The organism is Faecalibacterium sp. OM04-11BH (genome assembly GCF_003482185.1).
In the GTDB taxonomy this organism is placed as follows: Bacteria; Bacillota; Clostridia; order Oscillospirales; family Ruminococcaceae; genus Faecalibacterium; species Faecalibacterium tardum.
In genome coordinates this window covers 19,539-46,250 of record NZ_QULS01000001.1, presented here as the reverse complement: position 1 = coordinate 46,250, position 26,712 = coordinate 19,539, and the positions used below count along the sequence as shown (strand labels likewise).

At 57.8% G+C, this 26,712-nt stretch carries 21 protein-coding genes and 5 tRNA genes; 18 read left to right on the top strand and 8 right to left on the bottom strand.

What is annotated here, in order from left to right:
- Window positions 1–26 precede the first annotated feature (26 nt).
- The 6 genes from DXB44_RS00225 to DXB44_RS00200 all read left to right on the top strand — a co-directional run bounded on the left by DXB44_RS00225 (window position 27) and on the right by DXB44_RS00200 (window position 9,306).
- Window positions 27–887 carry a phosphatidate cytidylyltransferase gene (locus tag DXB44_RS00225; RefSeq protein ID WP_113621110.1) on the top strand — a complete coding sequence of 287 codons (861 nt, stop codon included), beginning with the start codon at window positions 27–29 and terminating at the stop codon, window positions 885–887.
- Between the two features lie 19 nt (window positions 888–906).
- Complete coding sequence (gene dxr, locus DXB44_RS00220) at window positions 907–2,058, top strand: 1-deoxy-D-xylulose-5-phosphate reductoisomerase (RefSeq protein ID WP_015538102.1); 1,152 nt, start codon at window positions 907–909, stop codon at window positions 2,056–2,058.
- Window positions 2,059–2,125: 67 nt separating this feature from the next.
- A complete protein-coding gene (locus DXB44_RS00215) occupies window positions 2,126–3,238 on the top strand; it encodes a site-2 protease family protein (RefSeq protein WP_118657324.1) in 1,113 nt (370 codons plus the stop codon).
- Between the two features lie 15 nt (window positions 3,239–3,253).
- On the top strand, window positions 3,254–4,300 hold the full coding sequence (gene ispG / locus DXB44_RS00210; RefSeq protein ID WP_118657323.1) for a flavodoxin-dependent (E)-4-hydroxy-3-methylbut-2-enyl-diphosphate synthase: 1,047 nt from the start codon (window positions 3,254–3,256) through the stop codon (window positions 4,298–4,300).
- A 15-nt stretch (window positions 4,301–4,315) separates the two neighbouring features.
- Window positions 4,316–4,930 carry a Fic family protein gene (locus tag DXB44_RS00205; RefSeq protein WP_118657322.1) on the top strand — a complete coding sequence of 205 codons (615 nt, stop codon included), beginning with the start codon at window positions 4,316–4,318 and terminating at the stop codon, window positions 4,928–4,930.
- Between the two features lie 86 nt (window positions 4,931–5,016).
- Window positions 5,017–9,306, top strand: a complete 4,290-nt coding sequence (locus tag DXB44_RS00200) for a PolC-type DNA polymerase III (protein ID WP_243110987.1) — start codon at window positions 5,017–5,019, stop codon at window positions 9,304–9,306.
- A gap of 92 nt (window positions 9,307–9,398) precedes the next feature.
- Here DXB44_RS00200 and DXB44_RS00195 read toward each other — a convergent pair whose 3' ends face one another.
- The 3 genes from DXB44_RS00195 to DXB44_RS14700 form a co-directional block, all read right to left on the bottom strand.
- Entirely contained in the window at window positions 9,399–11,093 is a 1,695-nt protein-coding gene (locus tag DXB44_RS00195) for a DAK2 domain-containing protein (protein ID WP_097779764.1), read from the bottom strand.
- A gap of 55 nt (window positions 11,094–11,148) precedes the next feature.
- Entirely contained in the window at window positions 11,149–11,499 is a 351-nt protein-coding gene (locus DXB44_RS00190; protein ID WP_055185180.1) for an Asp23/Gls24 family envelope stress response protein, read from the bottom strand.
- Between the two features lie 271 nt (window positions 11,500–11,770).
- Complete coding sequence (locus DXB44_RS14700; protein ID WP_207665884.1) at window positions 11,771–12,013, bottom strand: hypothetical protein; 243 nt, start codon at window positions 12,011–12,013, stop codon at window positions 11,771–11,773.
- Here DXB44_RS14700 and DXB44_RS00185 point away from each other — a divergent pair.
- A complete protein-coding gene (locus DXB44_RS00185; RefSeq protein ID WP_055185182.1) occupies window positions 12,012–12,467 on the top strand; it encodes a CBS domain-containing protein in 456 nt (151 codons plus the stop codon). The two genes, DXB44_RS14700 and DXB44_RS00185, sit on opposite strands and share 2 nt — an antisense overlap.
- Window positions 12,468–12,666: 199 nt before the next feature.
- On the opposite strand, the gene gltA is transcribed toward DXB44_RS00185, so the two are convergent.
- Together gltA and DXB44_RS00175 are read right to left on the bottom strand one after the other, a co-directional pair.
- Window positions 12,667–14,061: an NADPH-dependent glutamate synthase gene (gene gltA / locus DXB44_RS00180; RefSeq protein WP_097779765.1), complete on the bottom strand. Its 1,395-nt coding sequence runs from the start codon at window positions 14,059–14,061 to the stop codon at window positions 12,667–12,669.
- A 1-nt stretch (window position 14,062) separates the two neighbouring features.
- Window positions 14,063–14,908: a sulfide/dihydroorotate dehydrogenase-like FAD/NAD-binding protein gene (locus DXB44_RS00175; RefSeq protein ID WP_097779766.1), complete on the bottom strand. Its 846-nt coding sequence runs from the start codon at window positions 14,906–14,908 to the stop codon at window positions 14,063–14,065.
- A 318-nt stretch (window positions 14,909–15,226) separates the two neighbouring features.
- Here DXB44_RS00175 and DXB44_RS00170 point away from each other — a divergent pair.
- The 5 genes from DXB44_RS00170 (at window position 15,227) to DXB44_RS00150 (ending at window position 15,714) form a co-directional block, all read left to right on the top strand.
- Window positions 15,227–15,302, top strand: a tRNA-Gly gene (locus DXB44_RS00170).
- 5 nt (window positions 15,303–15,307) lie between these two features.
- Window positions 15,308–15,383, top strand: a tRNA-Val gene (locus tag DXB44_RS00165).
- Between the two features lie 3 nt (window positions 15,384–15,386).
- Window positions 15,387–15,460: transfer RNA gene (locus DXB44_RS00160), tRNA-Asp, on the top strand.
- Between the two features lie 5 nt (window positions 15,461–15,465).
- Window positions 15,466–15,541 (top strand) — tRNA-Phe (locus DXB44_RS00155).
- A gap of 97 nt (window positions 15,542–15,638) precedes the next feature.
- Window positions 15,639–15,714, top strand: a tRNA-Gly gene (locus DXB44_RS00150).
- Window positions 15,715–15,877: 163 nt separating this feature from the next.
- Here DXB44_RS00150 and DXB44_RS00145 read toward each other — a convergent pair.
- Both DXB44_RS00145 and DXB44_RS00140 read right to left on the bottom strand, forming a co-directional pair.
- Window positions 15,878–16,804: an AEC family transporter gene (locus tag DXB44_RS00145; RefSeq protein ID WP_118657321.1), complete on the bottom strand. Its 927-nt coding sequence runs from the start codon at window positions 16,802–16,804 to the stop codon at window positions 15,878–15,880.
- A 120-nt stretch (window positions 16,805–16,924) separates the two neighbouring features.
- Window positions 16,925–17,914, bottom strand: coding sequence for a nucleoid-associated protein (locus DXB44_RS00140; protein ID WP_112091796.1), 990 nt, complete (start codon window positions 17,912–17,914; stop codon window positions 16,925–16,927).
- Window positions 17,915–18,069: 155 nt separating this feature from the next.
- Between DXB44_RS00140 and DXB44_RS00135 the strand changes: the two genes are divergently transcribed.
- The 6 genes from DXB44_RS00135 to DXB44_RS00105 all read left to right on the top strand — a co-directional run bounded on the left by DXB44_RS00135 (window position 18,070) and on the right by DXB44_RS00105 (window position 24,803).
- The gene (locus DXB44_RS00135; RefSeq protein ID WP_118657320.1) at window positions 18,070–20,304 is read left to right on the top strand and encodes an ATP-dependent RecD-like DNA helicase; all 2,235 of its coding nucleotides are present in this window, start codon (window positions 18,070–18,072) and stop codon (window positions 20,302–20,304) included.
- 139 nt (window positions 20,305–20,443) lie between these two features.
- Entirely contained in the window at window positions 20,444–21,469 is a 1,026-nt protein-coding gene (locus DXB44_RS00130) for a rod shape-determining protein (protein ID WP_015538108.1), read from the top strand.
- A 160-nt stretch (window positions 21,470–21,629) separates the two neighbouring features.
- Window positions 21,630–21,986 carry an OadG family transporter subunit gene (locus tag DXB44_RS00125; protein ID WP_005923971.1) on the top strand — a complete coding sequence of 119 codons (357 nt, stop codon included), beginning with the start codon at window positions 21,630–21,632 and terminating at the stop codon, window positions 21,984–21,986.
- Between the two features lie 15 nt (window positions 21,987–22,001).
- Window positions 22,002–23,210: a sodium ion-translocating decarboxylase subunit beta gene (locus tag DXB44_RS00120; RefSeq protein ID WP_117948527.1), complete on the top strand. Its 1,209-nt coding sequence runs from the start codon at window positions 22,002–22,004 to the stop codon at window positions 23,208–23,210.
- 439 nt (window positions 23,211–23,649) lie between these two features.
- Window positions 23,650–24,342: an alpha/beta hydrolase gene (locus tag DXB44_RS00110; protein WP_118657318.1), complete on the top strand. Its 693-nt coding sequence runs from the start codon at window positions 23,650–23,652 to the stop codon at window positions 24,340–24,342.
- Window positions 24,336–24,803, top strand: coding sequence for a GNAT family N-acetyltransferase (locus DXB44_RS00105; protein ID WP_347561767.1), 468 nt, complete (start codon window positions 24,336–24,338; stop codon window positions 24,801–24,803). The genes DXB44_RS00110 and DXB44_RS00105 overlap by 7 nt, the downstream gene beginning before the upstream one ends.
- Before the next feature lie 82 nt (window positions 24,804–24,885).
- Here the strand turns inward: DXB44_RS00105 and DXB44_RS00100 are convergent, their stop codons facing one another.
- Window positions 24,886–26,613: a carbon starvation CstA family protein gene (locus DXB44_RS00100; protein WP_118657317.1), complete on the bottom strand. Its 1,728-nt coding sequence runs from the start codon at window positions 26,611–26,613 to the stop codon at window positions 24,886–24,888.
- Between the last annotated feature and the right edge of the window lie 99 nt (window positions 26,614–26,712).

The following is a 26,712-nucleotide window of genomic DNA, read 5'->3' as shown; positions in this document are numbered from 1 at the left end:
CCGGAAGAACAAAGGAGATCAAACCTATGAAAACACGCATTATTACTGCGATCGTGGGCATTCTTGTGCTCATTGGCGTGATGTTTACCTTCAACACCATGGTGTTCAATCTGGTGATCGCAGCCATCACCCTGATCGCCATCCACGAAATTTACAGCGCCCTCGGCTTTGAAAAAAAGGACTGGCTCATGTACGCAGTGCTGGTACCCTACACATTGCTGGTCATGCTTTCCAGTTACAGCGCCATGCGCAAGCTGGTCATGCCCATGTCTTTTGTGCTGGTCACCTTTTTTGCCATCTATCTGGTGGTGCGCAACGGCACCATCAGCTACCAGAAGGCCAGCGGTCTTTTGGTGTTTTCGGGCATCGTGATCTTCTGCTTCTATTCTTTTATCCTGCTCAAGGAGCGTCTGCCGGTGGAAAAATTTGGCTATGACGCAGTTTTCTTCATTCTGCTCATCCTCTGCTTTGCATGGGGCGGCGATACCTGCGCCTACTTTGCAGGCCGCGCCTTCGGCAAGCACAAGCTGTGCCCGGTGGTCAGCCCCAAAAAGACGGTGGAGGGGGCCATCGGCGGTGTGCTGGGCACCATGGTGTTCGGCGTGGTCGCCACCCTCATCTACTCTATTGCGGCAAACCGCATGGAGGCCTTTACCCGCTCTAATATCGGCGTTTCCATGTATGTTATTATCGCGCTGCTGGGCTGCATCGCTGCTGTGCTGGGCATCTACGGCGATCTGTTTGCCAGTGTGGTCAAGCGCCAGTGCGGCATCAAGGACTACGGCACCATCTTCCCGGGTCACGGCGGCATTCTGGATCGCTTCGACAGTGTGATGTTCATTGCACCCTTCGTGACCATGGTCATCACCGCCGTGTTCTACGCCTGATACAGGGGAGGAAACTATCATGTCTAAAAAAATTACACTGCTGGGCTCTACCGGTTCCATCGGTACCCAGAGTCTGGATGTCATCCGCGCTCAAGGGTACGAGGTCTACGGCCTTTCTGCCCATAGCCATGTGGAAAAGATCTTGCAGCAGATCGAGGAGTTCCACCCCAAATACGTCTGCATGACCGACCCGGATGCCGCCGCAAAGCTGGACGCTGCGCTGGCAGGCCGGGCAAACGCGCCCAAGCTGCTTACCGGCCCGGAGGGGCTGAAGGAACTGGCAGCGCTGGACGGCCCGGATGTGGTGCTGAACAGTGTGGTGGGCATTGCCGGCCTTGGTGCCAGCCTGTGCGCCATCGAGAGCGGCCACGACTTGGCGCTGGCCAACAAGGAGAGCCTTGTCACCGGCGGTCATCTGGTCACGCAGGCTGTGGAAAAGCACGGGGTACAGCTGCTTCCTGTGGACAGCGAGCACTCTGCCATCTTCCAGTGCCTGCAGGATAAGGAAAGCGCTCCCAGCCTGACCAAAATTCTGCTCACGGCTTCCGGCGGCCCCTTCTTCGGCATGACTACCGAGCAGCTGCGCGGCAAGACCCGGGCAGATGCCCTCAAGCACCCCAACTGGAATATGGGCGCGAAGATCACCATCGATTCTGCCACCCTGATGAACAAGGGTCTGGAACTCATCGAGGCTGTATGGCTCTTCGGTCTGCCGCCGGAAAAAATTCAGATCGTGGTGCAGCGCCAGAGCATCGTCCACTCTGCGGTGCAGTTCAGCGATAATTCGATCATCGCGCAGCTGGGTGTGCCGGATATGCGTATCCCCATCCAGTACGCCCTGACCTACCCAAAGCGTGTGCCGGGCGTAGTGCCGGAACTGGACTTTACCACCCTGAAGCTGCTCACCTTCGATGTAGCCGATGAAGAGACCTTCCGTTGCCTTGCCGCCTGCAAAAAGGCCATCCGCAAGGGCGGTCTTGGCCCCTGCGCCGCCAACGGTGCCAACGAGGAAGCCGTTAAGCTGTTCCTTGAGGACAAGATCGGCTTTTTGGATATCGGCCGCTTGGTGGAGGCTGTTGTGGACAGCGACAGCTTTGGCGGCGACTATACGCTGGCAGACGTGTACGAGTGCGACCGCATGGCGCGCGCATTCGTGCAGGCACACCTGTAACGCTTTATCAGCAATATACGCCCCGGCGCTGTTTTTGTAATGGCCCCGGGACGATATAGGAGAACGAATGTCATTTATTATCACCATTCTTGCCGCACTGCTCGTGTTCAGTGCGGTGATCGCCATCCACGAGTTCGGGCATTTTACTGTGGCAAAGCTCTGCGGCATTCAGGTCAACGAGTTTTCCATCGGCATGGGGCCGGTGCTCTGGAAAAAGAACCATAAGGGCACCCAGTACAGCCTGCGCGCCCTGCCCGTGGGCGGCTTTGTAGCGCTGGAAGGAGAGGAAAGCCCCGAAAGCCAGCAGGCAGAAGCTGCCCATACTGCGCAGGAGCAGCCCGCCCCGGAGACGGAAGCGCCTGTGCAGCCCACAGGCGTCCCCCTGAACGAGGCGCCGGTATGGCAGCGGGCACTGGTCATGGTAGCCGGTGCTGTCATGAATTTCGTGTTGGGCTTTGTGGTGTTGGTGTTTTTGATCGCCGCCCAGAATGAGCCCATCACCAGCAAGACCATCTACGCCATTCAGGACGGTGCCCTCTGCGGGCAGACCGGCCTGCAGGCGGGGGATCAGGTACTTGCTGTGAACGGCCGCCGCTGCTTTGTAGCCAATGATATCCTGTACGAGCTGGTGCACACCCGGTCTTACAGCGCAGATTTTACCGTCCTACGGGACGGCCAAAAGGTGCAGCTGCCGGGGGTGCAGTTTGACACATGGCAGGACGAACAGGGCGAGACCCACATGAGCATCGGCTTTTCCGTCTACGGGCTGGAAAAGACCCCCGGCAACGTGCTGCGGGAGGCGGGCAACAGCGTGCTGTATTACGGCCGCATCGTGTTCACCTCTCTTATCGACCTGCTGCGCGGGCGGGAGAGCATCAACAACCTTTCCGGCCCGGTGGGCATCGTGTCGGCCATCGGGCAGGCCGCCAGCTACGGCTGGCAGGACTTGCTGGAACTGCTGGCGCTGATTACCGTTAACCTTGGCATCCTCAACCTACTGCCTTTCCCGGCGCTGGATGGCGGCAAGGTGGTATTTTTGGTCATTGAAGGCGTTACCGGCCATGCTGTGCCGGAAAAGCTGCAAAGCGTGCTCACCCTTGCAACCTTCGGGCTGCTGTTCGGGCTGATGATCTTTGCAACCTACAACGATATTCTCCGGCTCATCACCGGGACAGTATAAGAAAGGGGAACCCTTATGCGGCAGAAAAAACGTGAAGTGAAGATCGGCAATGTGACCATTGGCGGCAGCAATCCTATTGCGGTGCAGACCATGCTCAATGTGCCGGTGGAGGACATCGAGGGCAATGTGGCACAGGCTAAGCGCTGTGAAGCTGCAGGCTGTCAGATCCTGCGGGTGACTTGCCCCAGCCCGGCAGATGCAAAGTGCATCGAGGCCGTCAAAAACGCAGTGAGCATTCCCATCGTGGCAGATATTCACTTTGACTATAAGGCTGCGCTGGCCTGCGCGGACGTAGGCGTAGATAAGATCCGTATCAACCCGGGCAACATCGGCGATGACGACCGGGTAAAGGCGGTGGTGGATGCCTGCCAGCAGAAGAATATCCCCATCCGCATCGGTGTCAACGGCGGCAGTCTGGAAAAGCACATTCTCGCCCGCTACGGCGCACCCACCCCGGAGGCCATGGTGGAAAGCGCTTTGTACCATGTGCGTCTGCTGGAAAAGTTCGATTTCAATAACATCGTCATCTCCATCAAAAACTCCAACGTACCCCGCATGATGGAGGCTTACCGTCAGCTCAGCGCCGTCACCGACTACCCGCTCCATGTGGGCGTCACCGAGGCCGGTACCTACCAGATGGGTCTGCTGAAAAGCGGCATGGGCATCGGCGGCATGCTGCTGGAGGGCATCGGTGACACCATCCGCGTGTCGCTGGCTGCCGACCCGGAAAAAGAGGTGGAGGCAGGCTTTAACATCCTGCGCGCCGTGGGCTTTCCCGTCACCGGGCCGGAGGTCATCACCTGTCCCACCTGCGGACGCACCCAGTACCCCTGCACCGAGATCGCCAACGAGGTGGAAAAGCGGCTGCAGGGCTATAAAAAGTCCATCAAGGTGGCCGTGATGGGCTGCGTTGTCAACGGCCCCGGCGAAGCCCGCGAAGCCGATATCGGCATTGCAGGCGGCAAGGGCGAGGCCGTGCTGTTCATCCACGGCCAGCCCATCAAAAAGCTGACCGGCGATAACATTCTGGATCAGTTCATGGACGAGATCTATAAACTGTAAGACGGGAGCTGTTTTATGGCACTGCAAAACAAACTGGGGCTGACCGATGAGGTCGCCCTTGCCCGCGCAGAGGAAAAGCTGAGCAAGCAGAAGGCGCTGGCGCTGTATGATACTGGTCTGCTGGATACTTTTCCGATAGGTACCTTTGCAGGGCTTGCAAAGATCCATGCGTATCTGTTCGGGGAGATCTACGATTTTGCCGGGCAGCTGCGCACAGTGAACATCGCCAAGGGCAATTTCCGCTTTGCGCCGGTCATTTACCTGCATGCGGCGCTGGAGGGCATCGATGCCATGCCGCAGTCCACCTTTGACCAGATCATTGAAAAGTATGTGGAGATGAACGTTGCGCACCCCTTCCGGGAAGGCAATGGCCGCAGCACCCGCATCTGGCTGGACTGCATCCTGAAAAAAGAGCTGCATCAAGTGGTGGACTGGAGCCGCGTGGACAAGGAGGATTATCTTCTTGCCATGGAGCGCAGCCCCATCAGGGACTTAGAAATCAAGACCCTGCTGCGTACGGCACTGACGGATCAGATCAATGACCGCGAAGTGTATATGAAGGGCATTGATGCAAGCTACCATTATGAGGGCTATCAGGTCTTTAAAACAGAGACCCTTGCACCGGATTGACAAGAACCTTTTCTCTACTGCCACACCTGCAAAAACGGGTGCGGCAGTTTGTGCTGTAAAGAACCCACCAAAAAGGAGTACCATTTGTGAAACCACTTGTTTCCCAGCTGTGGCCGCAGTTTATGGCGGACCCGGATTTCGCGGCCTGTTTCGGGCAGGTGATCGTGGAGCACGCCCGGATGCTGCGGCAGGACCGGCAGGTCGAGTTTACCCTGCGCAGTGCTGCCCCGCTGGATCAGAACCTCTGCGCCCGGTTGCTGGCTTCCCTGCAGCCGGACTATGAAGGCTTTGAGCTGAAGATCAAAAACCTGTTCGGCTATGCCATGCTGGACGAGCACGCTTTGCGCACCCTGCTGGAGGACATGAAGCGGGACGGTGTGCCCATCAACGGCTTTCTGGACAGGAGCAGCATTACCATCACCGGGCAGAACATCACGGTGGGGGTGTGCCACGGCACAAAGTTTTTGCAGGAGATGGGCTTTGAAGAACTGCTCGCCAAGCGCATTGCCGAGCACACCGGCGTTACCCCAAAGGTGACGCTGCAAAGCGCGGTGACTGCGGCCGAGCAGCAGCAGATGGAAGAAAAGCTGGAGCGCAAGATCGCACCGCCGGTGGTCAAGTTTGAGAAAAAGAACACGGCACCGTCTATCAAGGTGGAGGGGCTCAACCTTACCGACAAGCCGGTCACCATCTTCCACGGCAAAATGTTCACTCCCAAAAACCTTACCCCCCTCAAGGATCTGGGCGGCGAGGGCGGCAAGTGCATGATCTGGGGCGATGTGTTCTTTACCGAGGTCAAGGGCAACTACCGCAAGATCTATACTGTGTCCATCACCGACTATACCGGCTCGATCAACCTGAAGGTCCGCGCACAGGAAGGGGAGGACTGCTCCAAGTGGGAGGGCATCGGCAAGGGCAGCACGGTCATCGTGCGGGGCGACTGCTCCTACGATAAATACGAGCACGACTACATCGTGTACCCCTACGATGTGCTGATCGTGGAGCGCAAAAAGCGAGAGGATACCGCCCCGGAAAAGCGGGTGGAGCTGCATCTGCACACCAAGCTTTCCAGCATGGACGGCTTCTGCGACCCCGGCGGCATCGTCAAGCTGGCGCACCGCATGGGACACCCCGCCATTGCCATCACCGACCACGGCGTGTGTCAGGGCTACCCGGAAGCCATGCTGGCAGCCGATGACATCCACAAAAAGGACCCGAATTTCAAACTCATCTACGGGTGTGAAGCCTATTTTGTGGACGACATGGTGCCCTGCGTCTATGGCGTAAAGGATCAGCCGCTGGACGGCGAGTTCTGCGTGTTCGATACCGAGACCACCGGTCTTGACCCCGGGGTAGAGTATCTTACCGAGATTGGCGCGGTCATCATCCGCAATGGCGAGGTGGTGGAGGAGTTTGATACCTTCGTCAAGCCCGGCAAGCCCATCACCCCCAAGATCACCGAGCTGACCGGCATCACCAACGAGATGGTAGCGGATGCCCCCAGTGAAAAGGAGGCGCTGGAAGCTTTCCTTGCCTTTGCCGGCGACCGCATTCTGGTGGGTCACAACGTCCACGCTTTTGATATGCGCTTTCTGCGGGCAGCTGCTAAGCGCAGCGGCATCAAGCTGGAGCCTACCTATATCGACACCCTGACCATGGCGCAGACCATGTACCCCGGTCTGCACAACTATAAACAGGGCACTATCAACAAGCATCTGGAGCTGCCCACCTATGAGGCGCACCGCGCCTGCGAGGACTCCGCTGCACTGGGACGCATTTTCTGCGTGATGCTGAACGACTTAGCGGAAAAAGAGGTAACCAAGGTCAGCGAGATCAACACCGGTCTGGGTGGCAACCGCGAGGTGCTGAAAAAGAAGTACTACCACCTCATCATTCTGGTCAAAAACCAGATGGGCCTGAAGAACCTGTACAAGATCGTCAGCGAGGCGCACGTCAACTACTTCTTCAAAAAGCCCCGCGTGCCCCGCAGCCTGCTGAACAAGTACCGGGACGGCCTGCTGCTCACCAGCGCCTGTGAGGCAGGCGAGCTGTACCGCGCCATTGTGGACGGCACCAGCTACGAGGAGCTGAAAAAGATCGCCGCCTACTACGATATCCTTGAGATCCAGCCGCTGGGCAACAACGCCTATATGGTGCGGGACGGCAAGGTAGACAGCGAGGAGCGGATCAAGGAGTTCAACCGCACCGTCATCAAGCTGGGCGAGGATCTGCACAAGCCGGTCATTGCCACCGGCGACGTGCACTTTACCGAGCCGGAGGATGCGATCTACCGCGCCGTATTGCAGGCGGGCAACGGCTTTAAGGATGCCGACAACCAGCCGCCGCTGTTCTTCCGCACCACGCAGGATATGCTGGCGCAGTTCTACTATCTGCCCAAGGAAAAGGCCTACGAGGTGGTGGTAAAGAACCCCCGCAAGATCGCCGCCATGATCGACAATAATGTGCGTGCCATCCCCCGGGGCACCTACCCGCCCAGCATCGAGGGCGCAGAGCAGCAGCTGCGCGATGCCACATGGGAGCACGCCAAGCGGGATTACGGCGACCCCTTGCCTGAGATCGTGGAAAAGCGGCTGCAAAAGGAGCTGGATTCCATCTGCGGCCACGGCTATGCGGTTCTGTACGTCATTGCGGTCAAGCTGGTGGCCTACTCCAATGCGGGCGGCTATCAGGTGGGCAGCCGTGGTTCTGTCGGCTCCTCTGCCGTGGCGCACTTTTCCGGTATCTCGGAGGTGAACAGTCTGCCGCCCCACTACCGCTGCCCCAAGTGCAAGCACAGCGAGTTTATCACCGACGGCAGCGTGGACGACGGCTTTGACCTGCCGGATAAAAACTGCCCCCAGTGCGGCACCCGCATGCTGGTGGACGGCCACGACATCCCCTTCGAGACCTTCCTCGGCTTCTACGGCGATAAGGAACCGGATATTGACCTGAACTTCTCCGGCGAGTACCAGTCCAACGTGCACCGCTACACCGAGGAACTGTTCGGCAAGGCCAACGTGTTCAAGGCCGGTACGGTGTCCGGTATTCAGGATAAAACAGCATACGGCTACGTTAAAAAGTATCTGGACGAGCGGCAGCGCACCGTCAACCACGCCGAGGAAAACCGCCTGACGCTGGGCTGCACCGGCGTCAAGCGCACCACCGGTCAGCACCCCGGCGGCATGGTAGTCGTGCCGGACACCTATGAGATCTACGATTTCTGCCCCATCCAGCACCCGGCGGATGACGTGGCGGGCGGTCTGCTGACCACCCATTTCGAGTTTAAGTATCTGCACGACACCCTGCTCAAGCTGGACGAGCTGGGCCACGATATGCCCACCTTCTACAAGTATTTTGAGGAATACACCGGCATCTCGGTAGACAGCATCCCCATGAATGACCCCAAGGTGTACAGCCTGCTGACCAGCCCGGAAGCGCTTGGCGTGACCCCGGAGCAGATCGACAGCCAAACCGGTACCTTCGGCATCCCGGAAATGGGCACGAATTTCGTGCGCGGAATGCTGGTAGAAGCACGACCTAAAAATTTCTCGGAGCTGATCCAGATCTCCGGTCTGTCCCACGGCACGGACGTGTGGACGGGCAACGCGGACGAGCTGATCCGTAGCGGCACCTGCACCATTGCAGAGGTCATCGGCTGCCGTGACAGTATTATGCTGTACCTGCTGCGCAAGGGGCTGGAACCCAAGATGGCTTTTGATATCATGGAGGCCGTGCGTAAGGGCAAAGTGGCTAAGGGCGGCTTCCAGCCGGGCTGGGAGGAAGCCATGCGGGAGCATGAGGTGCCGGACTGGTACATCGAGAGCTGCCGCAAGATCAAGTATATGTTCCCCAAGGCCCATGCTGTGGCCTATCTGATGAGTGCCATCCGCCTGATGTGGTACAAGATCTACAAGCCGCAGGCGTTCTATGCGGTGTACTTTACCGTGCGCGGCGACGATATCGACTACGAAGCCGCCATAGGCGGTGCTGCCGTGGCGCGTGCCCACATGGAGGCGGTCAAGCGCCGTCTGAAGGAGGAAAAGAACGCCAAGGACGAGGACGTGCTGGTCAGCTTGCAGCTGGTCAACGAGATGCTGAGCCGTGGGTACGAATTTTTGCCCATCGAACTGGGCAAGAGCCGCGGCTCCAAGTATGTGGTGGAGGACGACAAGGTGCGTCTGCCCTTCAGCGCCCTGAAGGGTCTCGGCGGTGCAGCCGCCGAGGCTCTGGAGCGGGTGACCATCCACGGAGAGGAATATATCTCGGTGGAGGAGCTGCAGCAGGCCTCCGGCGTGGGCAGCAGCATTCTGGACCGTCTGCGTCAGGTGGGCGCACTGGGCGACCTGCCCGAGAGCAGTCAGGTGAGCTTTTTCTGAAACATCCATAAAACAAAAAATCTCCGCATTGGATGCGATACCCAATGCGGAGATTTTTGTTTGCAATGATATGGATGAGAGCAGGGAAGTGCTTACTCCACGCTGATCATATAGTAGTAAACGGGCTGGCCGCCGCGGATGTGGCTTACCTCCACATGGTTGGGGCACTTTGCCTTGACGATCTCGGTAACTTTTTCAGCGTCCTCGTCGCTCACGTCACAGCCGGAAATAATGGTGACAAAGCTGGAATCCTTCTTGCACATATTGCGTGCCAGACGGTAGGTGGCCTTGGTGATATCGGTGGAGGTGGAAACGATCTTGCCGTTCTCCAGCGCCATGATCTCGCCCTTGCGGATGCGCTTTCCGTCGTACTCGCTGTCGCGGGCGGCGTAGGTGATCAGACCGGTGGACACCTTGTCGGCAGCAGCCATCATGTTGATGGTGTTGGTCTCGGCGTTCACAGAGGGGTCAAAGTTCAGCAGTGCGGTAATGCCCATGGGCACGGTGCGGGTGGGCAGCACAACTACCTGACGGTCAGCCAGCTTCTGCGCCTGCTCGGCTGCCATGATGATGTTCTTGTTGTTGGGCAGCACGAACACGGTCTTGGCGGGCACGCTCTGGATGGCTGCCAAAATGTCCTCGGTGGAGGGGTTCATGGTCTGACCGCCGGACACCACAGCGTCTGCTGCCAGATCGGTGAACACAGCCTTCAGGCCCTCACCGGCGGCAACAGCCACAAAGCCGTAATCGCGGCTGGGGTCCACGGCAGCATAGATGAACTCGCTGGCCTGAGAGGGAGCCTTCTCGGCAGAAGCCTGCTTTTCAAGGCTCTTGCCCTGCTTCTGGCGGGCAAGGAACTGCTCGTGCATATTCTCGATCTTGAAATTGGTCAGGTAGCCGTACTTGATGGCCTCGCTCAGGATCTTACCGGGGTCGGCGGTGTGAACGTGCAGGTTGATGACATCGTCATCCTCAATGCAGACCACGCTGTCGCCGTTGGACTCTGCAAAGGCGCGCATCTTGGCGGCGCTGGCACCCTCGTACTTGTTGATCAGGAACTGGGTGCAGTAGCCGTTGGTAATGTCCTCCACCTTCATCAGGTCGTCGGTGAACACGCCCTTACCGGCGTTTTCGGTGGACAGCTTTGCCTTGTTGGGGGAAGCCTCGCCGCCGGCAATCATGTCCTCGCCGTGGAACACCTTGCCCATGCCCTCAAAGATGACCATAATGCCCTGACCGCCTGCATCCACAACGCCGGCCTTCTTCAGCACGGGCAGCAGGTTGGGGGTGTCCTCCAGTGCCTTCTGACCGGCAGTCAGAACCACGTCCCACAGGGCGGGCACATCGGCGGCATCGCTGGCAGCGGCTTCCTCAGAGGCCACGCGGGCAACGGTCAGGATAGTGCCCTCGGTAGGCTTCATCACGGCCTTGTAAGCGCCCTCGACACCCTTCTGCAGGGCAGCCACGATATCGGCAGCGTCAGCCTCTTTTTTGCCCTCCAGCGCCTTGGAGAAACCGCGGAACAGCAGGCTGGTGATAACGCCGGAGTTGCCGCGCGCACCGCGCAGCATGGCAGAAGCGGCAGTCTTGGCAGCTTCGCCCACGGTGCAGCTGTCGTCCAGAGCTTCCAGCTCACGCACGGCAGCGCCCACGGTCATGCCCATGTTGGTGCCGGTGTCGCCATCGGGCACAGGAAAAACATTCAGCTCGTCCACGCGGGAACGCTGGTTGTTGATGTTGTTGGCGCCGGAAATGATGGCGTCGCGCAGGATCTTACCAGAAATCATTGTTTTTACTCCTTAGTATCTGGCCGGAAAATCCCGGCTCGGGTTTGCAGACAAATCAGGCGATGACGTCATCCACGGACACCACCACGCGGGCGACCTTCAGCCCGGTGGCCTGCTCCACCTCGTCCTTGACGCGGTGGGAGATGCTGCGGGCAGCGGTGGAAATGTTCAGACCGTAGCTGACAGCAATGTGCAGCTCGATGACCAGACGCCCATTCTGCTGGGTCACGCGCACACCCTTTTCCGGGTAATCGGAACCGTATACCATGCTTTTCACAGCGTCAGTCATATTACGGGGAGCCATGGCAGCAACGCCGTAGCACTGTTTGGTGGCTTCACCCACCAGGGTGGAAAAATACCCATCAGTAAAGCTGACATTCCCAAGCGGGAAACGGGAAGTGATCATAGTCGCTCTGCTCCTTTATGTTATTTTTTATAAAAATACACGCAAGGGTCGGGGGCATTGGCTGTGCAAAACGAAACTTGCCTCAGATAAACACCCACCCTATTATACAACTTTGCACCGTGGTTGTACAGTTCAAATTGTTGGATTTACTGCTTTTTGCGCTTCTTTTGCATCATTTTTGTAAAGAAAAAAGGGAGAACCGCCCTCGACAGCCCTCGCGCTGCTTTGCGCAGCGGGCGTGGTATGCTGAAGGCAGGCTGTGCGGCGCCCATCAAAACGGAAAGTATGACAAATAAAGAAAAACAATCTGTGAATAAATTATAAAAGCTTCCTTGTCTGGCTTTCTTTGTCTATGAAAAAGTGCTAAAATAGAAATAAAGAAGAGAAGGGGCTGCCAGCCCCCTTTTCCCATGATACTTCCCGGAATACGCCGGACGCACGGCACATTACAGAGCGCAGGCAGACCGTTCCAACCGGGATTGCCTGCAAAAAATGCGATAGGAGTTGTTGGCATGAACATTCTCTTTTTTCTTTCCCCAAAGCAGGATCTGATGTACGTTTACGATGACTTTACCCTCCGGCAGACGTTGGAAAAGTGGGAAAACAACCGCTACGCCTCCATTCCGGTGCTGAACCGTAAGGGCGAATATGTAGGTACGCTGACCGAGGGTGATATCCTGTGGGGACTGAAAAAATACCATGGTCTGGATCTGGAAGCGGCCGAAGACATTCCCATCTCAGAGTTTGCGCATAAGCGGGACTACAAGGCCGTCACGGTGACCACCAGCATGGACGAATTGGTGGAAGCCGCCATGAACCAAAACTTCGTCCCGGTGGTGGATGACCGGGGCATTTTCATCGGCATTGTGCGGCGGCAGGCCATCATCCGCTACTGTTACGATAAGTCCCGCAAGATCGAAATGACCCGTACCGGCCGCCCCGTAAAGGAGCTTGCCAGCGTACATTAAAACAGATGCCGTATTTGGCTGTGTCCTTCCCATGAAAATTTAAGCCCGGAAAGTCTGCGGACTTTCCGGGCTTATTCTTCAAAATAGGGTTCCACTAATTATGCCCAGAGCGCAAGCGGCGGGCATTTAAAAAACTTTTACACGGAACGAGGGCGCTGCACATTTACCGTGCAGCGCCCTCGTTATTTATGCTATTTGCTTACTTATTGCGGATGTACTCGTCCATGGCCTTTGCAGCTGCCTTACCGGCACCCATGGCCTTGATGACGGTAGCAGCACCGGTCACAGCGTCGCCGCCGGCGTACACGCCGTCGCGGCTGGTCTTGCCCTCGTCGCCCTCGGTCACGATGCAGCCGTGCTTGTTGGTCTCCAGACCCGGGGTGGTGGAACGGATCAGCGGGTTGGGGCTGGTGCCCAGACTCATGATCACGGTATCCACCTCCAGCTCGAACTCGCTGCCCGGCTTTTCAATGGGACGGCGGCGGCCGGAAGCATCCGGCTCACCCAGCTCCATCTCAATGCAGGTCATGGAGTGCACAAAGCCGTCCTCGTCCGGGTGGATGGCAACAGGGTTGCACAGGGTCTTGAAGATGATGCCCTCTTCCTCGGCGTGCTCCACCTCTTCCTTACGGGCGGGCAGTTCAGCCATGCCGCGGCGGTAGACGATGTACACGCTCTCGGCACCCAGACGCAGGGCGCTGCGGGCAGCGTCCATGGCCACGTTGCCGCCGCCCACGACGGCAACCTTCTTGCCGGTGCGGATGGGGGTCTTGCTGGTGGGCAGGTAAGCTTTCATCAGATTGGAGCGGGTCAGGAACTCGTTGGCAGAGTACACACCCTTCAGGCTCTCGCCGGGGATGTTCATGAAGCGGGGCAGACCGGCACCGGAGCCTACGAACACAGCCTCGTAGCCGTACTCGCCCATCAGCTCGTCGATGGTCAGCACCTTGCCGATGACCATGTTGCACTCAAAATCCACGCCCATCTTCTTCAGACCGTCGATCTCCTGCTGGACGATGGCCTTGGGCAGACGGAACTCGGGGATGCCGTACATCAGCACACCGCCTGCAACGTGCAGAGCCTCGTAAACGGTGACCTTGTAGCCCAGCTTTGCCAGATCGCCTGCAGCGGTCAGGCCGGCAGGGCCTGCGCCGATGATGGCCACCTTATGGCCGTTCCATTCGGGTACGATGGGTGCGGTGTGCACGTTCTCGCGGTGCCAGTCGGCAACAAAGCGCTCCAGACGGCCAATAGCCACCGGCTCGTTCTTGATGCCGCGGGTGCACTTGCCCTCGCACTGGCTCTCCTGCGGGCAGACACGACCGCAGACGGCAGGCAGGGAAGAGGAACGGTTGATCACCTGATAGGCGGCCTCAAAGTCGCCCTCGGCAACATGGGCGATAAACTCCGGGATGTCGATGCCCACGGGGCAGCCGGACTGGCAGGGCTTGTTCTTGCAGCCGATGCAGCGCTTGGCCTCGTTCACAGCCATCTCGGCGGTGTAGCCCAGAGCCACTTCCTTAAAGTTTTTGTTGCGGACGTTGGGGTCCTGCGTGGGCATGGGGCACTTTTTGGGATCCATATTGAAAGCCATTTTACATTCCCTCCTGAGTCTTGAACAGGTTGCAGGCTGCCTCACGGGCGTGTGCCTCAAACGGGCGGTACATGGTGCCGCGTGCCATTGCTTCGTCAAAATCCACCAGATCGCCGTCAAAGTCCGGGCCGTCCACACAGGCAAACTTGGTCTGACCGCCCACGGTCAGGCGGCAGCCGCCGCACATACCGGTGCCGTCGATCATGATGGGGTTCATGGAAACGATGCTCTTCAGGCCGTGCTTCTGGCAGGTCTTGACCACAAACTTCATCATGATCAGCGGGCCGATGGTGATGACCAGATCGTACTGGTTGCCGGCAGCCACCAGCTCGTCCAGCGCAGCGGTGACCACGCCCTTGGTGCCGTAGCTGCCGTCATCGGTCATGATGCGCAGCTCGTCGCTGCAGGCGTTGAACTCGTCCTCAAGGATCAGCAGATCCTTATTGCGGAAGCCGATCACGCTGTGCACCACACAGCCCTGATCGTGCAGTTCCTTGGCAATGGGCAGTGCAATGGCGCAGCCTACGCCGCCGCCCACAACGCACACCTTCTTCAGACCCTCGGTCTCGGTGGCACGGCCCAGCGGGCCGACAAAATCGTGGACACAATCACCTGCGTTCAGGCTGTTCAGCTCCATGGTGGTACCGCCCACGATCTGGAAGATGATATCTACGGTGCCCTTTTCGCGGTCGTAACCGGCCACGGTCAGGGGGATACGCTCGCTGTCCTCAAACGGACGTACAATGATGAACTGACCCGGCTTTGCCTTTTTGGCAATCAGCGGGGCTTCGATGACCATCTTTGTCACGGTGGGGTTCAGCGCGACCTTTTCAGTGATCTTATACATTGCGTTAGCTCCTTTTTGCTGGCAATTCCTTTTTCTTTTCTATAAATGGAAGCTGCATCCGTGCGGGTGCATTTTCCGTTTGACAAAGCGTCCTCTTTATTATAATAGTTTGTGAAATAGAAAGCAACTGTATTTTGCCCGTGCACACAGTCGCGCGAAACGAGGGGATGTGGTGCTGCACACAAAATAAAAAAACGTACCAGAGTTAAAAGACATTCTTTTTCAAAAAAATGTAATTTTGTGGTTGACAACTGCCGGAGTGTGCGGTATAATAACCAACGTCGCCGGACAACAGACCGGCAAAAACAAATGGAATGTGCGGCCGTAGCTCATCTGGTAGAGCGCCACCTTGCCAAGGTGGAGGTAGCGAGTTCGAGCCTCGTCGGCCGCTCCATATGTGGAAGTTTAGCTCAGCTGGGAGAGCATCTGCCTTACAAGCAGAGGGTCAGCGGTTCGAGCCCGTTAACTTCCACCATATGGCCCGGTAGCTCAGTTGGTTAGAGCACCAGCCTGTCACGCTGGGGGTCGTCGGTTCGAGCCCGATCCGGGTCGTATTTGCCTCTGTAGCTCAGTCGGTAGAGCAGGGGACTGAAAATCCCCGTGTCATTGGTTCGATTCCGATCGGAGGCACCACGTCGAAAGTCGTGTAAGACTTTCTCCTTCTTTACGCAGTTCATTGCGAAAGCACCGTTGAAAAACGGGAGGGTGCAGGGATAAATGCACCGGATATGCGGCCGTAGCTCATCTGGTAGAGCGCCACCTTGCCAAGGTGGAGGTAGCGAGTTCGAGCCTCGTCGGCCGCTCCAATACGAAGCCATCGTTGATGCAGAAATGCAAAAGCGATGGCTTTTTTGTTTTGTGTGGCAATGGTCGAAAATGCTCTCCACTTGCCAAAGCAAAGAGCCGCCGTACAACACGATGCACGGCGGCTCTTCTTACAATATAAATATAGCACTACTGCACGGCGTCTTACATTACCATGGTGATGATCAACGCACACAGCGGCAGGGTAACGATGCTGAGCAGGGTAGTCAGCACCACACTTCCGGCGGCGAAGTGCTCATCGTGACCGAACTGCACCGCAAATACCGAGGTGATGGCGGCAACCGGGCAGCATTCCAGCAGCGTGACCACCTGTGCAGCAGTGCCGTGGAAGCCCAGCACCCCGAACAGTGCCAGCGTAGCCGCCGGGATCAGCAGCATACGCACGGAGGCAAGCTTCCAGATGTGTTTGTCGGTCACGATGCTGCGCACGTCACCGGCGGCGATCAGCATCCCGGTGATGAGCATGGACAGCGGGGTGTTCACCCCGGCCAGCAGTTCCAGCGGCTGGGTGATCAGGACAGGCAGCGGGATCTGCAGCAGATAGATGCCCAAGCCCACTACAATGGCATACAGTACCGGGGTGTGCACCAGACTGCGGGCAACCTCCTTTACGCTTGAGCCGCCGCTGACAAGGCCATAGCCCAGCGTCCACAGCAGAATGTTGAACACGGTAACGTAGGCACTGGCATACAAAAGACCCTCGGAGCCGAACAGCGCCGAAATGAGCGGGAAGCCCATGTACGCTGCGTTAGAAAAAATGCAGGCAAACCGGAAAATGGGCATCCTGCTGCCGGTCTTGCGTGCCGTGAGCAGCAGGGTGATCACGGTGCCCAGCAGCACGGACAGGACACTCATGCCAAAAGCCGCCAGCAGATTGTGCAAGATCTGGGCGCTGAACTCCATGCGGTAAGAGTTTACCACCATGGCTGGCACAATGATGTACACCAGCAGATTGGAAAGCGCCTGTTTGTTTTCCAACTTGAGCACACCGGTCTTGACCGCCACCATGCCTGTGCCGATCAGCAGGAACAAGACCGCGACCTGCTGCGCGGTGATGAGAGCCAGTTCCATAAAATTTTCCTCCTCTAGGCCATAATGCGTATACTACGAAAGATACAACACAGATATAGCACAAAACCCTGCGGATAGCAAGGCTAAACGCAGGGCTTTGCAAGATTTTGCTGTTACAGCTTACAAAATGACATTTTTGATCAGCAGGGAGATGCTGCCGTCATCGGCGTGTAGGAATTCTACCTCGGATTCGGCGTTCAACAGCTCGGTGGGGATCTTTACCTCAATGCCGTTGGCGGTACGCAGGCTGCGGCTTTCCATCCGGCGGATGCGGGCAGGGGTCACGGTCACCGGCTGGGCGGCGCTGTCAATGACATCGCTCTTTTCCACATAGTCGTCAAAGGGTACGGCGGCGAGGGGATATTCCTCTTCCAGCTGCTGGCGCACCTGCTGGATGGACACCTGATTGTCGTTGTCGGCGGCCTGATTGGCGATCATCATGGCCACCTGTGCCTCCACATGGGGCGTTTCGGCGTAGTTTTCCTGCACAGCCTGCACGGCGGCTTCCTGAATGGCCTGCAGCTTTTTCTTTTCCGGCTGAGCGGTGGTGTACTGGAACACCACGGTGGAAAGGTAAAACTCCTTGTGGCCGTCAATGTCATACTTCTTTTCCAGCAGACGCATGGAGTAATCGGTCAGGTCTACCAGTGCGCCCTCCTCCACCTTGCCGCTCTGGGTGGGCAGGCAGGCGCGTTGCTGGATAATGGAGTTTACCGGTGCGCCCTCTACAGTCTCGGTGTAGTGGGTGTAGCCGTTTTTGTAGTTCAGCTTCAGGATGCCCAGCCACGGCGCACCGTCCCGGGTAAAATCCACCACGGCAAGGTCTGCCCCGGGGATGGTGGTGTGGGCGTGCATATAGTCGAACAGCACCCCGGCAATGCGGCAGGAAAGATCCACAAAGTCCTGATTGTGCTCCAGCTCATTTTTAAAGGCTGAATCCGGTAGCGGGCGGCACTGGCGGATGTCGTCGCTGGCCAGCAGCTTTTCAATGTGGTTTTGCAGGTAGGCGTTTTTTTCGGCGGTCAGCTCCATGGGCCCGCCGCTGAGCACCGGCGCATCCATGGTGGTATCCAGAACGTGCAGAATGGCCTGATGAATGATGATCTCCATTGTTGCTCCTCATTTCGTGACGTAGTGTTTGCGCCCAGTATAGCACAACCGCCGGAAAAAGGCGAGAGCCGCCCGGGGATTTTGCGGATTCTACAATTTACAAATCCCGCCAAAAGGGCTATACTTATAATATCTGTGCAAAGGAGGTGGAGCTGGTGGACGAGCAGCAGCTGGAACAGATCGAAGGCGTCGTGGAGGATATTATCTACGAGAACGAGGATAACGGCTATACGGTGTTCGAGATCTCCGGCAGCGGGGTGCTCACGGTGGTGTGCGGCATCGTAGGCGAGCTGCACGCAGGCGAAAGCGTCATCTGCCGCGGCAGATACGAAAACCACGCCACCTATGGCCGCCAGTTCCATGCGCAGGAATGTGAGACCGATATGCCCAAGGATCTGGAAGCGGTGTATGCCTTTCTGGCCAGCCGTTCCCTGCCGTATATCGGCGCAAGGACTGCGGATAAGATCATTGATATGTTCGGGGCTGAGGCGCTGGAGGTCATCGCCAACGACCCCGCCCGGCTGACCAAGATTCCCGGCATCTCGCCGGATAAGGCCGACCGCATCCAGCAGGAGTTCAAGCGGATGTTCGGAATGCGGGAACTCATCGCCTATCTGGCACAGTTTGAGATCAGTCCCCGCAAGGCTATGGAGGTGTTCAAGGCCTTTGGCGTGGGGGCAATGCAGGCCATTGCGTCCAACCCCTATCTGCTGTGCGGCGAGCCGCTGCAGCTGGACTTCCGCCACGCAGACAGCATCGCCCAGTACTACCACATGGAAGGGGACTGTGCCCAGCGGTTGGAAGCTGCCCTGCTGCGCACTTTGCGCCACAATGCGGGCAACGGCCACACCTGTCTGCCCCGGGCACAGCTGCTGGCAACTGCCTCCAACTTTATCCACCAGCCGCCGGAAAAGCTGGCGCGTGCGCTGGATCACTGCATCGAAACGGAAGAACTGTGTGTAAAAATGTTCGATGCCGTGCCCTATATCTACCTGCCAGATCTGCTGGCTGCAGAGCAGGACATTGCCGACCGGCTGAACCTGCTGGCAAAGCGCGGCAAGAACACGGCCCGGGATCTGGATAAAAACATCCAGATCTTGGAGCTGACACAGGGCTTTGCCTACGCCCCCCTGCAAAGGGAAGTCATCCGCAAGGCTATGACTGAGAACTGCCTTGTGCTCACCGGCGGCCCCGGCACTGGCAAGACCACTACGGTCAACGCCATTTTGCAGCTGCTGGAAAATCAGGCCGAGCGGGTAGCCCTGTGCGCGCCCACCGGCCGCGCTGCCAAGCGGCTCAGCGAGCTGACCGGCCGCAAGGCCAGCACCATCCACCGCCTGCTGGAGGTGGACTATACCGGCGGCGTGGTCAGCTTTATCCATAACGACAAAAACCTGCTCAAGTGCGATGTGGTTATTCTGGACGAGATGAGCATGGTGGACGTCAAGCTGTTTCAGGCGCTCATTGCGGCGCTGCGCTACACCTGCCGTATTATTATGGTAGGCGATGCCGACCAGCTGCCCAGCGTGGGCGCGGGCAACATCCTCAGCGAGGTCATCCGCTCCGGCTGTGTGCCCACCGTCTGCCTGAACGAGATCTTCCGGCAGGCAAAACGCAGTCTCATTGTGGAAAACGCCCACCATATCATTTCCGGTGAGCCGCTGCAAAAGGGCAGCAAGACCGATGACTTCTTCTTTCTGGAGACCGACGGCGAGGCTGCGCAGCGTCTGGTGTGCGACCTTGTCACCACCCGGCTGCCCCGGAGCTACGGCTTTGACCCCATCCGGGATATTCAGGTGCTGTGTCCCACAAAGCTTGGCCCCACCGGCACGCAGGCGCTGAACGTGGAGCTGCAAAACCTGCTCAACCCGCCTCAGAAGGGCAAGCCCCAGCTGCAAAGCGCCGCCCGGGTGTTCCGGGTGGGGGACAAGGTGATGCAGGTGCGCAACAACTACGAGATCGTCTGGAACCGCATCGGCGGCGAACAGGGCGTAGGTGCCTACAACGGCGATATCGGCATCGTGGAAAGCATCAACCTGCGGGAGCGCTCCATGGTGGTGCGCATGGACGACCGGCGGCTGCTCTACCCGGCGGAAAACCTGAACGAGCTGGAGATCGCCTATGCCATCACAGTGCACAAAAGTCAGGGCAGCGAGTTCCCGGCGGTGATCCTGCCGGTGGCGCAGGTGCCGCCAAGGCTGTGCTACCGCAACCTGTTCTACACCGGCGTTACCCGCGCGCGCAGATTGTGCGTTGTGGCGGGCCGCAGGGACGTGGTGAACAGCATGATGAGCAACATCCGGCAGAACCTGCGTTACAGCGGTCTGTGCGCCCTGCTGCAGGCCGGACAGCCGCCGGAGCAGCTCAGCACAGGAGGGGAGGATCCCTGATAAAACCGCGCAGAACAGCGGCAAAACTTGTATACTTTTTACCGCAACTATGTTATACTAAAGCAGTCTTTGTTATTTGCCCGCAGCTGCGGGCGTTACATACATGATAGAGGAACGCAGAGAAAGGATTCAGGCAATTATGGCACAGAATGATATTGGCATCGACCTTGGTACTACTACCATCATCATCGCGCAGGAGGGCAAGGGTGTGGTGCTCAACCAGCCCAGCGTTGTGGCAATGGATACCCGCAAGAACACCGTGCTGGAAGCCGGCGATAAAGCACTGGCTATGGTGGGACGCACGCCCAACTACATCTCCGCTATCTTCCCGCTGAAGGATGGCGTCATCAGTGACCACACCATGACCCGGGAGCTGATCTGCCGCTTTGTCAAGCAGGTGTACAGCTCCCACATGGTCAAGCCCCGGGTAGCAGTATGCGTGCCCGCCGCCATTACCGGCATTGAGAGCGACGCCGTAGTGGAGGCTGTGGTGGCTGCCGGTGCCCGTCAGGTGTACCTGATCGATGAGCCTATTGCCGCAGCCCTTGGCTCCGGCATCGACATCACCCTGCCGGACGGCCGCATGATCATTGATATCGGCGGCGGCACCACGGATATCGCCGTGCTGAGCCTTGGCGGCAAGGTCAAGGCCACCAGTGTGCGCGTGGCCGGTAACCACTACGATGAGGAGATCCTCAAGCACGTCCGCAACAAATACAGCATTGCCATCGGCCAGCGCACCGCTGAAGAATTGAAAAAGCACGTTGCCTGCTGCCCCCAAAAGACCGATTTCCACGAGAGCATGGAGATCAAGGGCCGCAGCCTGCTTACCGGTCTGCCGGTGCGCGTGACCGTTTCCACCGATGATCTGTACGAGCCGGTGATGATGCTCAGTGAGCAGATCGGCACCGCAGCCCATCAGGTGCTGGAAAAGACCCCGCCCGAACTGGCAGGCGATATCTACCGCAACGGCGTCATGCTGACCGGTGGCGGCGCCCAGCTGCACGGTCTGACCGAATATCTGAGCCAGGAACTGAAGGTGGAGGTCACCGTCTCGCCGGATCCCGTAAACTGCGTTGCACTGGGCACGGCACAGAGCCTTTCCATCGGTGATAAGCTGGAAACCGGCTTTACGGATGCTACCCCGCGCATCGGCCGCCGCTAAGCTTGGTTCGTTTTGTCCATGTCATATCACAAAGCAGCAAAAATAAAATTTGTTAATTTTTGTTGAAATGATTGGCAAAATACGGTATACTATACCCAAATTGATTTTCTGCTAACGATGTTGTATCGCTTGCAGTATCCAACAAACAGGAGGAAAAACCATGGACTTAGGTTTCGATGTGGTCGTTACCATTACTGGTATCGTGCTGGTGTTCCTGATCCTCGTACTGCTGATGGCTATCATCACGCTGGAGGGCAAGATCTTCGACTCGATGAATGCCAAGAAGAAGGCCGCCAAGACTGCTGCGCAGGCACCTGCCGCGAAGCCCGCTGCCGCTCCGGTGCAGCAGGCTGCCCCGGCTCCTCAGGTAGAGGAGGGCATCCCCGGTGATGTGGTGGCCGCCATTATGGCTGCTATCCATGCAATGGGCAACGGCAAGTACACCCTTAAGGCAGTGCGTCGTGGCAAAAATGGCTGGGGCAAGGCCGGCGTGAACGACACCACGGCCCCGTTTTAACACAGGAGGAAGAGCATGACACAGTTTATTGATACTCTGGTCGGTATTTTCCAAAGTTCCGGCTTTGCACAGTTTGGCCAGCCCGGCGGCTGGCTGTATGCCGTGATGATCTGCGTGGGCTGCTTTCTGCTGTACCTCGCCATCGTCAAGGAATTTGAACCCCTGATCCTGCTGCCCATGGCATTTGGCATGATCCTTGCCAACCTCCCCGGCAGCGGCATCATCCACATGCAGTACTTCGTTGGTGACGGTCTGGAGCACCCCATGTGGGTCGAGATCCTGAACAACGGCGGTCTGGCCGACATGCTCTACATGGGTGTTAAGCTGGGCATCTACCCGCCGCTGATCTTCCTCGGCATCGGCACCATGACCGACTTTGCACCCCTGATCTCCAACCCCAAGAGCCTGCTGCTGGGCGCTGCCGCACAGTTTGGTATCTTCGGTACTTACATGGGTGCCCGTCTGCTGGCCGCTACCGGTCTGGTAGACTTCACCCAGAAGCAGTCCGCTGCCATCTCTATCATCGGCGGTGCCGATGGCCCCACCGCTATCTTCGTTACCTCTCGTCTGGCACCTGAGCTGTTGGGCAGCATTGCCGTGGCGGCGTACAGCTACATGGCACTGGTGCCCGTCATTCAGCCGCCCATCATGAAGGCGATGACGACCTCCAAGGAGCGCTCGGTTGTCATGAAGCAGCTGCGCACTGTCTCCAAGACCGAGAGGATCATCTTCCCCATCATGGTCGCCATCATCGTTTCCCTCATCGTACCCGATGCCGCCGTTCTGGTCGGTATGCTGATGCTGGGCAACCTGATGAAGGAGTGCGGCGTTGTGGACCGTATCCAGAAGACCGCCGGTAATGAGCTGATGAACATCATCACCATCTTCCTGGCTCTGTCTGTTGGCTGCACCACCAGTGCAAACACCTTCCTGAACACCCGCACCCTGTTCATCATCGTGCTGGGTCTGATTGCCTTCTCCTTCGGCACCGCAGCCGGTGTGCTGTGTGGCAAGGTTATGTACAAGCTGACCGGCGGTCAGGTGAACCCCCTGATCGGTTCTGCCGGCGTTTCCGCCGTGCCTATGGCCGCTCGTGTTTCCCAGAAGGTCGGCCAGAGCGAGAACCCCTCCAACTTCCTGCTGATGCACGCCATGGGCCCCAACGTGGCCGGCGTTATCGGTTCTGCCGTTGCTGCTGGTATCCTGATCAACATCTTCGGCTAAGCAAAAACTGAAGCACTACCCAAGAGCCATCGCACAAGTCTGTGCGGTGGCTCTTTTTGTGCAGAACGATTTTAATGGCCTCCGCTGCGCTTTAGCCATATTCAGCGGAATTATGATTTATTATTTCGGGATAACGGAGCGTCTGCGGACGCTCCGTTATCCCATTTTCACGGGAGAGGACGTAAGAGGTAACAGCAGCCGTTTCCAGTTACGACCCCTTCTGTGAAAAAGAGGTTCTGAAACGCCCGCAGGCGTTTCAGAACCTCAAATATTAAAATATACTTTCCTTGAACAATGGCCAGAGCGGCAGCGGAGGCCATTCAAAATCGTTTTTGCAATAAGGATGATAGCAACTTTTTCCTGTTTGTGTTTGGCTTCTGCTTGTGCTATCATAGAGAAAACAGGGCGCAATACGCCCCCAGAACAGGAGGGAGCCGTTATGGAAAAAATCAAGCTCGAGGTTGCAGGCATTCCGGCTGTCCTGTACGGCAAGCGCAGCCGTAAGGTCTATCTCTATGTCCATGGCAAAAACGGCAGCGCAGCCGAGGCTGCCCGCTTTGCCCGCACAGCTTGCCCGGCAGGCTGGCAGGTGCTGGCTGTCGATCTGCCGGAGCACGGCACCCGAAAAAACAGCCCGGAAAAGCTGGTGCCGTGGGTGGTTACCCGGGAGTTGCAAGCGGTCTATGCCCGGATGCAGCCGGTATGGAAGCAGATTCGTGTGTACGGGGTCAGCATCGGTGCGTGGTTTGCCATGCAGGCGTTGCAGACGCAAACGCCGGAAAAGGCCCTGCTTGTCTCCCCGGTGGTGGATATGGAAAAGCTGATCCTTGACCTGATGCAGCAGGCAGGGGTAACGGAGGAGCAGCTGCACGCGGCAGGAGAAATCCCCACCGCCATGGGGGAAACCCTCTCGTGGCCGTATCTGTGCTGGGTGCGGGAACATCCGCTACACTGGAAAGTGTCCACACAGGTGCTCTATGCCGATACGGACCCCCTTACTGGGCACACCGCTATGGAGCGGTTCCGGCAGCAGACCGGGGCGCACCTGACCATTCTGGAGGGCGGGGAGCACTGGTTCCACACCGAGACCCAGTTGGCCGCTCTGCAAAGCTGGGAGGAACACAATTGCTGAACCTTACCGAACAGAAAGCCACGCTGGCAGAGCTGGAATTGCTGGTAGCGGTGCGCTGCCGGGTGCTGCGGGCAGCCAATCAGCTGCCGGAAGATACTCCGCTGCCGGAGGTGGAGAGCCAGACACGGACCTATTACAAGAAGGCCTTTGCCGAGAACACCCACACGGCGTATCTCCTTTGGGACGGTGAAACGCTGGCAGGCACCGGCGCCGTGAGCTATTTTCAGGTCATGCCTACCGTCCATAACCCCACCGGTCAGAAAGCCTACCTTATGAATCTGTACACCGCACCGCAGTACCGGCGGCAGGGCATTGCGACCCGCATTCTGACCCGGTTGGTGGAGGATGCGCACCGGCGCGGGGTGACGGCCATCTCGCTGGAAGCAACCGCAATGGGCAGGCCGCTGTATGAAAAGTTCGGCTTTGTACCCATGGAACATGAAATGGAACTGCCGGAATAAAACAAAACGCCGCTGACGGCTTTGTGCATCGTCAGCGGCATTTTGTTTATTGAAAACAGGATTGTGAATGGTAGGGTTAAAATCAGACCTTAGTTTCGCTGTTGTGCTCAGCCTTCTTGTAAGCGGAGAGGGAATGGAACACAATGTTCAGGCCCAGCACGATCAGCAGCACGGCAAGGATCAGCTGCAGGCCGTTTGCGATGAACACAGCGCCCCAAGTGGTCTCACCGGCAGGGATGGTGACAGAGGCGGCAGTGCTGATGGCCTTGACCATAGCGATCAGGCGCTGCACCAATGCGGTAAAGGTGACGCACAGCATGATGATCAGCGGGGGAAACAGCATCTTGTTGCTGCGGCCGGTCACCTTCAGGAACACGCACAGGGTAGCCAGCACCAGTGCGCTCAGCAGCTGGTTGGCAGAACCGAACAGAGGCCAGATGTTGGCGTAGCCGATCTTGGTCAGGATAAAGCCGAACACCAGCGTGATGAAGGTGGAGAAGTACACATTGCAGAACAGCTTGCGCCAGCCCTCAGCGTGCTCCATGTCGTCCACGCTGAACAGCTCCTGGAAGCTCATGCGGCCAATGCGGGCCACGGCATCCAGACTGGTCAGCGCCAGTGCGGAAACGCACATGGTCATAAACACGGTGGCAGCGTAAGCGGGCACGCCGAACATCTCAAAGAAACCGGCAACGCCGCGGCTGAAGATCTGGAACGGGGTACCAGCGGCAGGGGTGCCGTCGGCAGCTGCGGCGGCACCGGCAACGCACAGAGCCAGAACAGCCAGCAGGCTTTCAAGGATCATGGCACCGTAGCCGACCTTCAGCATATCCTTCTCGTTCTCAACGGTCTTGGAGGAAGTACCGGAGGAAACAAGGCTGTGGAAGCCGGAAACTGCACCGCAGGCCACGGTGACAAACAGGATGGGGAACATGGTGCCCAGCTTTTCGTTGGTAAAGCCGGTGAACACAGGCAGATTCATGGTGGGGTGTGCCACCAGCAGGCCAACCACAGCACCCACGATCATGGCCACGAACATAAAGGTGGTCATGTGGTCACGGGGCTGCTTGAGCAGCCACATGGGCAGCACGGCAGCAAAGAAGATGTACACAAAGGTGATGTAGCTCCAAGCGGCCTTGCCCAGGATCAGGGGCAGGTTTGCGCCGATAACAAAGGACAGCACGATGAACACGATGCTGATAACGCTTTCCTTCCAGCCGGAGAAGCTGAACTTCTTCTGCAGCAGTCCAAAGACAACGGCAAACACCATGAACATGATGGACACCATGCCGGCAGCGCCGTTGGTCTTGGCGGCCTCGACCATTGCGCCGTCTGCGCCGAAGGCATTGAAGGTGCCGGCAACCATGTCCGCAAAGGCGGCAATAACGATGCCGCAGAACAGCCAGCAGAACAGCAGGAACAGCTTGCGGCCGGTCTTGCCGATGTACTTTTCGATCAGCATACCCATGCTCTTGCCGTCGTTCTTAACGGAAGCATACAGGGCACCAAAGTCGGTGACAGCGCCGAAGAAGATACCGCCCAGCAGCACCCACAGCAGCACCGGCAGCCAGCCGAAGGCTGCGGCCTGAATGGCACCGGTAACAGGGCCTGCACCGGCAATGGAGCTGAACTGGTGGGCAAACACCGTCCAGCCATTGGTGGGCACATAGTCCCGGCCATCCTCGTGGACGACAGCCGGGGTCTTGGCTGCGGGGTCGATGCCCCATTTGTTAGCCAGCCAGCGGCCGTAAAGCACATAAGCGCCAAACAGGCACACCGCTGCGATCAATACGATGACCAGCGTATTCATAGATTTCTACCTCTTTCCTTTTTTCACTCTGCAACAGGTTCGGAACGATAGACTGCCGTCCGGCAAAGTACTTTCCCGGAGCGTAAAAAACCTTCGTCC